We start from the raw sequence: 6187 nt of genomic DNA, 5'->3' as shown, positions 1-6187 counted from the left end.
CCGCCATACATATAGAAGTATTGGAAAGCAAAATATCTATATCAGTGCGTAACCGGTTATTATTATCATAGATTGGAACGCGGTTAAATATCCGTTTAAGATTGTAATTATACGCGTCAAACTTCTCGCTCAAATGAGGCGCAAAAAGGGTTTCCACCAAATCTCCCATAGATTGGTTAAGCCCGCCGACGTTGGCGGTTACACGGTCAACTTTTTCGCCCAATTTGTCGATTCGCTCACGAGTTTCCATTAAAGCCGCCCAAACAGTGGGAAAGTCAAGAGTTTTTCCCCATTCTGCCGCTTCTTGAACTGTCATTTCTGCCATAGGATACCTCCAAACATAGGATTTTTCTATTATATAGTATTTGTAAGAAGAATACAAATGAGTTATAAAAGAAAGATTGGATAGTACCCTATCCTAACAATTTGAGGGCGTTTTTAAGGGTAATATCTATTCTTTGGGCATACATCGAGTAGAGGGGAGAGGTAGTCACGGAAGAGGTTTTAAAAAGCCGTGAAAAGTAGTATAATAACCTATGGAACCGGAATTCATCTTTCGTGATACAGCTTTTACGCATGGTCTTACAGAGGCAGAAGAAATTTTATCACTTATTTGAAGGGGGAGAACAGTCACGACAGATATAGAAAAGCGAACTGGAATGACCGATACCGAATGTGAGTATTGGGACAAACACATTATTGATAACACGGTTGAACCCGGACCAAATCTATTAAAACTATGTATAAAACCCGGTTTTGTCAATAAATCCCTAAAATTAAGCGAACTGGATAAAGATGTTTTTTCATATTTGTGTGTACAGGCGGAGAAATCTCATAAAAGCCACACACAGGTAATTAACGATCTAGTCCATGAAAAACTGGCTGTCGGCGCATAATCCAATGCAAAGCCTTAATTTGGGTAAAATGCTAATGTGCCCTTGAAAACAAAGTAAAGAGCATAAAATTAAAAAACAGGAGTTTTATTTGAGTACTGTAAGAACGAAAATTACGATAAAAAACGCCGGTGATGTTAATTCCGAAGAATTTCACACAAAGAACACAGAGAAAGAGAAGAGCACAAAGAAGAAAAGAGGGGGTTGTTATCTAAAGACAATATATGGAGAATTCACGATAGTATAACGGACAAAAACCTCTGATTCCCCTTTGTGATCTTTGTCCCTTAGTGATCTTAGTGTGTAGTCTTTGGGAAAAATTATGGAAAAAGATAATTCTCCGCAGACGGCGGCTTCGCTTGTAAAGCATGGGTCGGCGCTTTCACTCCTCACGCTAATTTCACGCATCCTCGGACTTCTCAGGGAAATGACAAAGGCTCGCTTCCTCGGCACTACCGCCCTCTCCGACGCTTTTTCCGTAGCGTTCTTGCTGCCTAACCTTTTTCGCCGTCTTTTTGCCGAAGGTTCAATCTCTGTCGCTTTTATTCCCACATTTAAGGAGTATATGCTTGAAGGCGACAAGGAAAAAACACGGGAGTTTTTTTCGTGCGTGTTTACGTTTCTTACATTTATCGTAACATTAATGGTAATGGCGGGAATACTTGCCGCTCCCCTGCTTGTCCGTATTTTTGGAATAGAAGAATTTGACGAGACTGTTTTTCTAACAAGAGTGATGTTTCCGTTTCTTGGATTTATTTCTTTGGCGGCATTGTTTCAGGGGGTGTTAAACAGCCTTCACATTTTTACTCCGTCTGGGCTTGCGCCGATTTTATTAAACATTGTTACAATTCTTTGCACTTATGCTTTGAGTCCCTTTACAAAAAATCCCGCCCGGGCAATGGCGGTTGGCATCCTAATCGGCGGATTTCTTGAAGCGGCGATTCAGTTTCCGTTTGTTTTAAAAAAAGGGTATAAGTTTTTTATTACGGGAATTAAACGAGCAATTGACAATCCGGGTACGCAGAAAGTGCTTAGATTGATCAGTCCCACAGTAATTGGCATGGCGGCGTATCAAATTAACGATTTAGTTTCAACCGCGTTGGGAGGGAGAGCGGGGGAAGGAGTCGTGTCGAGCCTTCAGTATTCTTTGCGGCTCCAGGAATTATTTTTAGGGGTATTTGCCGTGTCTATTGGGACGGTGCTTCTGCCGAACCTCACCGAATACGCAAAAACTTCTCAATGGGATATTTACAATAAGCGATTGATTTCTTCTATTAACATAATCGCTTTAATAGCGATACCTGTAACATTGTTCTCTCTTGTAGAAGGTCAGAGTTTAATCCGCCTTCTTTTCCAAAGCCACAGTTTTGATGAAACTTCCGTTACTCTAACTCTCGCGGCATTTACCTTCCACATGCCGGGACTTTTATTTATAGCGCTTAACAGAATCATAGCTCCGGCTTTTTACGCTCAAAGCAATACCGTCTCTCCTACCATCGCGGGAATTATTTCGATGGTTGTAAACATTATCCTTGCCGCGGTTTTATCCATGCCCTTCAAGGGCGCTGGCATCGCGTTTGCCCTGTCTTTCGCAAGCGCGATTAACACAATTTTACTCGTGATTTTTCTTGGAAAAAACCCCAACATCAAATTGGGCGCCGTAACAGGTTCGGCTTTACTTTACACATTAAAAATGCTGATACTCTCCGCTATCGCCGCCGTTCCAATTTATTTCCTCTCCCCTGTGTTACGTGATATTTGCGCCGGGCATGGGCGTATTATCAGTTACGGCATACCTTTAGTATTAAACGCGGTGATTTATCTGCTTTTAGGCGTTTTTCTTCTTGCGCTTGTAAAGGACGAAAATTTATCGGGCTTACTTAAAATGATTAGGAAAAAGTGATATGCTGACAAATATAAAATACCGTAACCTTCCGATTGTAGTTCTCGCCGGCCGCCCCAATGTGGGAAAGTCAACGCTTTTTAACCGACTGCTTCACAAACGCAGGGCAATTACCGACCCTACGCCCGGCGTTACGCGCGATCCCGTAGAAGCGGATTGTTTTATCAATGAAAAACCTCTGCGCCTTATTGACACAGGCGGCTTTAAGCTTGCGGATTGCAATGAGCTTGACAAACTGGTAGTTGAAAGAACTCTTGAAACAATAAAAAAAGCCGACCTTGTTGTCTTGCTGCTCGAAGCGGGAGAAATAACAAGTGAGGACGAAGAGCTTATAAACATTTTGCGTCCGTACCGGAAAAAATTAATTGTAACGGTAAACAAAACCGAGGGCGGCAGACACGAGGCTGACGCGTGGAATGTCCTCACCTTTGGCTTTGAAAAAGTTTTAATGATTTCCGCCGAGCATGGCGACAACATCGGGGAACTTCAACAGGAAATTTTAAAGCGACTTGATTTTTCCAAAGTGGAAGAAGAACAGGAAGAAAAAGTTATAAAAATCGCGCTACTCGGCAAGCCCAACACAGGCAAGTCTACACTGTCCAATAGGCTGACAGGAGCAAACGCTTCTATTGTAAGCGAAATTCCCGGCACTACAAGGGACACTGTTGAGGGGCGTTTCAGTTGGAAATCGCATAAGTTTATTATCATGGATACCGCAGGCATAAGACGAAAAGCAAAGGTGAATGAAAATATCGAGTACTATTCCGTAAACCGCGCCATTAAAACAATCAGCGACGCTGATATTGTCATACTGATGATTGACGCAGTAGAGGGGCTATCAGACCAAGACAAAAAAATAGCCGCTCTTGCTCATGACAAGGGCAGGGGTATAATTATGGCGCTTAACAAATGGGATATGATGCCCCAACAAAAAAACACATTTAAGGACGCTGAAGAAAAAATACATTTTCAGTTTGGTCAAATGGAATATGCGCCGGTAATACCTGTCAGCGCGAAGGACGGCTCTGGCGTTGATAAATTGCTAAATACGGCGGTAAAAATGTACGGTCAGCTTAATCTGCAAATAGGAACGTCACAGCTTAATCAGGCGTTGGAAAAGTGGCTGCAGGAATATCCGCCGCCGACAGGGCCGCGAACATATTTCAAAATTAAGTACGCCGTGCAAAAATCGGCTAACCCCGTACAATTCATTTTTTTTGTTTCCCGTATTCAAGCTGTAAGCGACTCTTATATTTCGTATTTACGTAACAAAATACGCAAAGATTTGGGCTTCTCTCTCATTCCCGTATTACTTGAAATTAAAAGTTCTGCGCCAAAAGACAGGAAAAAAGGCAATTGACACATTCGCTCTTTACAGTCAATATTAACCATGAACCTTGCAAATAAATTGTCATTTTTCCGCATTATCCTAGCCCCAGTGTTTTTTGTCATTTATCTTTTACCCCACTTTTTTCCTTCGCTGTTCGTGAACGGAGCGGCATGGACAGTGCCTGTAATTTGGATAATTGCTATCGTCTCTGAAATAACGGATTATTTCGACGGCTTTGCCGCGCGTAAACTCAATCTGACGAGCGACTTTGGAAAATTTTTAGACCCATTTGCCGACACGCTTACGCAGATCACTTTTTTCCTTTGTTTTATAATTGAGGGTATTTTTCCCGCCGGTATTTTGGCAGCATTTTTATTTTTACTGGTTGTTTACCGCGAGTTTGCAATCATGTTCCTTCGCAACCTGATGGCGAAAAAAGGTATTGCTATGGGCGCGCGTATGGGCGGAAAAATAAAAACCGTTTCTTATATTTCATCGGGGGCCATCGCGCTTTTAGCCTCAAGTCTTGAACGGTTGGATATATGTAAATCGATTTTGCCGTATATTAAGATATGCGCGCTTGTTGGCTTTGCTATTTCTGTAATTATCGCGATAATTTCATTTTTTGATTATCTGATAATTTATAAAAAAACAGCGGACGTAAATGTACAATGACTGATGCCGATCTTTTGGATAAAATCAATTCAAAACACACGGCGGAAATTTTTGGCGAACTTTACGGAGAGCGTGAGATTGACGCCGCAAGACAGCGTTATGTGTCATTAATAACGGGAATACAAAATGACAAAGCGGAGTTTTGCGGCAGTCAGGAAAAACTGCGAGTTTTCAGCGCTCCCGGAAGAACTGAACTTGCCGGTAATCACACGGACCACAACCGAGGAAAAGTATTAGCCGCCTCCATTCAACTTGATAATGTCGCCATTGTTCAGAAACGAGACGATAATACTGTATTCTTTCGCTCGACAGGTTTCCATGACATAAAAATTAATTTGACGGATAAAAACGGCTCTCCTGATTTACAGCCAAAGCCCGAAGAAAAGGGAACGACGGCTGCGCTCATCAGGGGAATAGCCGCTGAATTATCCAAGCGCGGCTGTAAAACAGGCGGCTTTTCAGCTAACGCTAACTCTACCGTACTTATAGGTTCGGGATTATCGTCATCGGCGGCGCTTGAAACTCTTTTATGCCGCATCTTCGACTCTCTTTACGGTGAGGGAAAACTTAGCGCGTTGGAAACCGCGCAGATTGGCCAAATAGCGGAAAATGTTCACTTTGGAAAACCATGCGGTTTGATGGATCAGGCGGCGAGCGCCACAGGCGGCGCTGTCGCGATTGATTTTGCCGATGTTTCACGCCCTACAGTAAAGCAAATCAATTTTGATCCCGCCGCTGCAGGATACGCTCTTTGCGTAGTAAACACAGGCGGCAGTCATGCCGACCTTACCGCCGATTACGCTTCCATTCCTGCGGAAATGAAATCCGTCGCCGCGTTTTTCGGCAAATCCGTATTAAGCGAACTTGAAAAAGAAACCGTCCTTTCCCGCGCCGCCGAAGCGCGAAAGTCATTGGGAGACAGGGCGTTTTTACGCGCCATTCACTTTTTTAATGAAAACGAAAGGGTGGACGCAATGACCGCGATTTTACAGGAAATGGAAAAGACCACAACAGCCGCCGAAAAACAACGGTTGTTAAGCCTATATTTAGATTTGGTCAATGAATCGGGCGATTCCTCATGGGAATTTTTACAGAACGTATTCTCCCCTACCCGCCCCAAAGATCAAGGCATAGCCTGTGCTCTCGCGCTGACAAAAGATTTTTTCCGCAAGCAAAAACTGCGCGGCGCATGCAGGGTCCACGGCGGCGGTTTCGCCGGAACCATTCAAGCTTATGTTCCCCTAGACGCAATGAACGCCTACCGCGCATATATCGAAGCGGTCTTTGGCGCGGGATCATTGACAGTACTGCGGATAAGGCCGAGGGGCGCGGTTGAGTTGGAGTTTTAAAGAGCGGACAGATCGAGTTGAATATATAGGCAATTAA

At 43.4% G+C, this 6187-nt stretch carries 6 protein-coding genes; 5 read left to right on the top strand and 1 reads right to left on the bottom strand.

The genetic code is table 11. The features are described 5' to 3' along the window. On the bottom strand, positions 1-325 hold a 325-nt coding region (locus tag ACYVRA_RS02130), incomplete at its 3' end, for a hypothetical protein (RefSeq protein WP_461251100.1). A 334-nt stretch (positions 326-659) separates the two neighbouring features. Between ACYVRA_RS02130 and ACYVRA_RS02125 the strand changes: the two genes are divergently transcribed. The 5 genes from ACYVRA_RS02125 (at position 660) to ACYVRA_RS02105 (ending at position 6150) form a co-directional block, all read left to right on the top strand. Next, positions 660-896, top strand: coding sequence for a hypothetical protein (locus ACYVRA_RS02125; protein ID WP_461251099.1), 237 nt, complete (start codon positions 660-662; stop codon positions 894-896). A gap of 319 nt (positions 897-1215) precedes the next feature. After that, positions 1216-2796, top strand: coding sequence for a murein biosynthesis integral membrane protein MurJ (gene murJ, locus ACYVRA_RS02120; RefSeq protein WP_461251098.1), 1581 nt, complete (start codon positions 1216-1218; stop codon positions 2794-2796). A 1-nt stretch (position 2797) separates the two neighbouring features. After that, positions 2798-4156, top strand: a complete 1359-nt coding sequence (gene der, locus ACYVRA_RS02115) for a ribosome biogenesis GTPase Der (protein ID WP_461251097.1) — start codon at positions 2798-2800, stop codon at positions 4154-4156. Between the two features lie 30 nt (positions 4157-4186). Further along, complete coding sequence (gene pgsA / locus ACYVRA_RS02110; protein WP_461251096.1) at positions 4187-4801, top strand: CDP-diacylglycerol--glycerol-3-phosphate 3-phosphatidyltransferase; 615 nt, start codon at positions 4187-4189, stop codon at positions 4799-4801. After that, positions 4798-6150 (top strand): galactokinase, encoded by a 1353-nt coding sequence (locus tag ACYVRA_RS02105; RefSeq protein WP_461251095.1) that lies wholly within the window; start codon positions 4798-4800, stop codon positions 6148-6150. Before pgsA ends, ACYVRA_RS02105 begins: the two co-directional genes overlap by 4 nt. Positions 6151-6187 lie beyond the last annotated feature (37 nt).

Source organism: Treponema sp. R8-4-B8, assembly GCF_054786175.1.
The sequence above is the reverse complement of the archived record's forward strand: the minus strand, read 5'-3'. Positions and strand labels throughout refer to the sequence as shown.

Coding starts and splice junctions, on each gene's coding strand:
- pgsA (WP_461251096.1), top strand. CDS start 4,187: ATGAACCTTGCAAATAAATTGTCATTTTTCCGCATTATCCTAGCCCCA.
- ACYVRA_RS02105 (WP_461251095.1), top strand. CDS start 4,798: ATGACTGATGCCGATCTTTTGGATAAAATCAATTCAAAACACACGGCG.
- der (WP_461251097.1), top strand. CDS start 2,798: ATGCTGACAAATATAAAATACCGTAACCTTCCGATTGTAGTTCTCGCC.
- murJ (WP_461251098.1), top strand. CDS start 1,216: ATGGAAAAAGATAATTCTCCGCAGACGGCGGCTTCGCTTGTAAAGCAT.
- ACYVRA_RS02125 (WP_461251099.1), top strand. CDS start 660: ATGACCGATACCGAATGTGAGTATTGGGACAAACACATTATTGATAAC.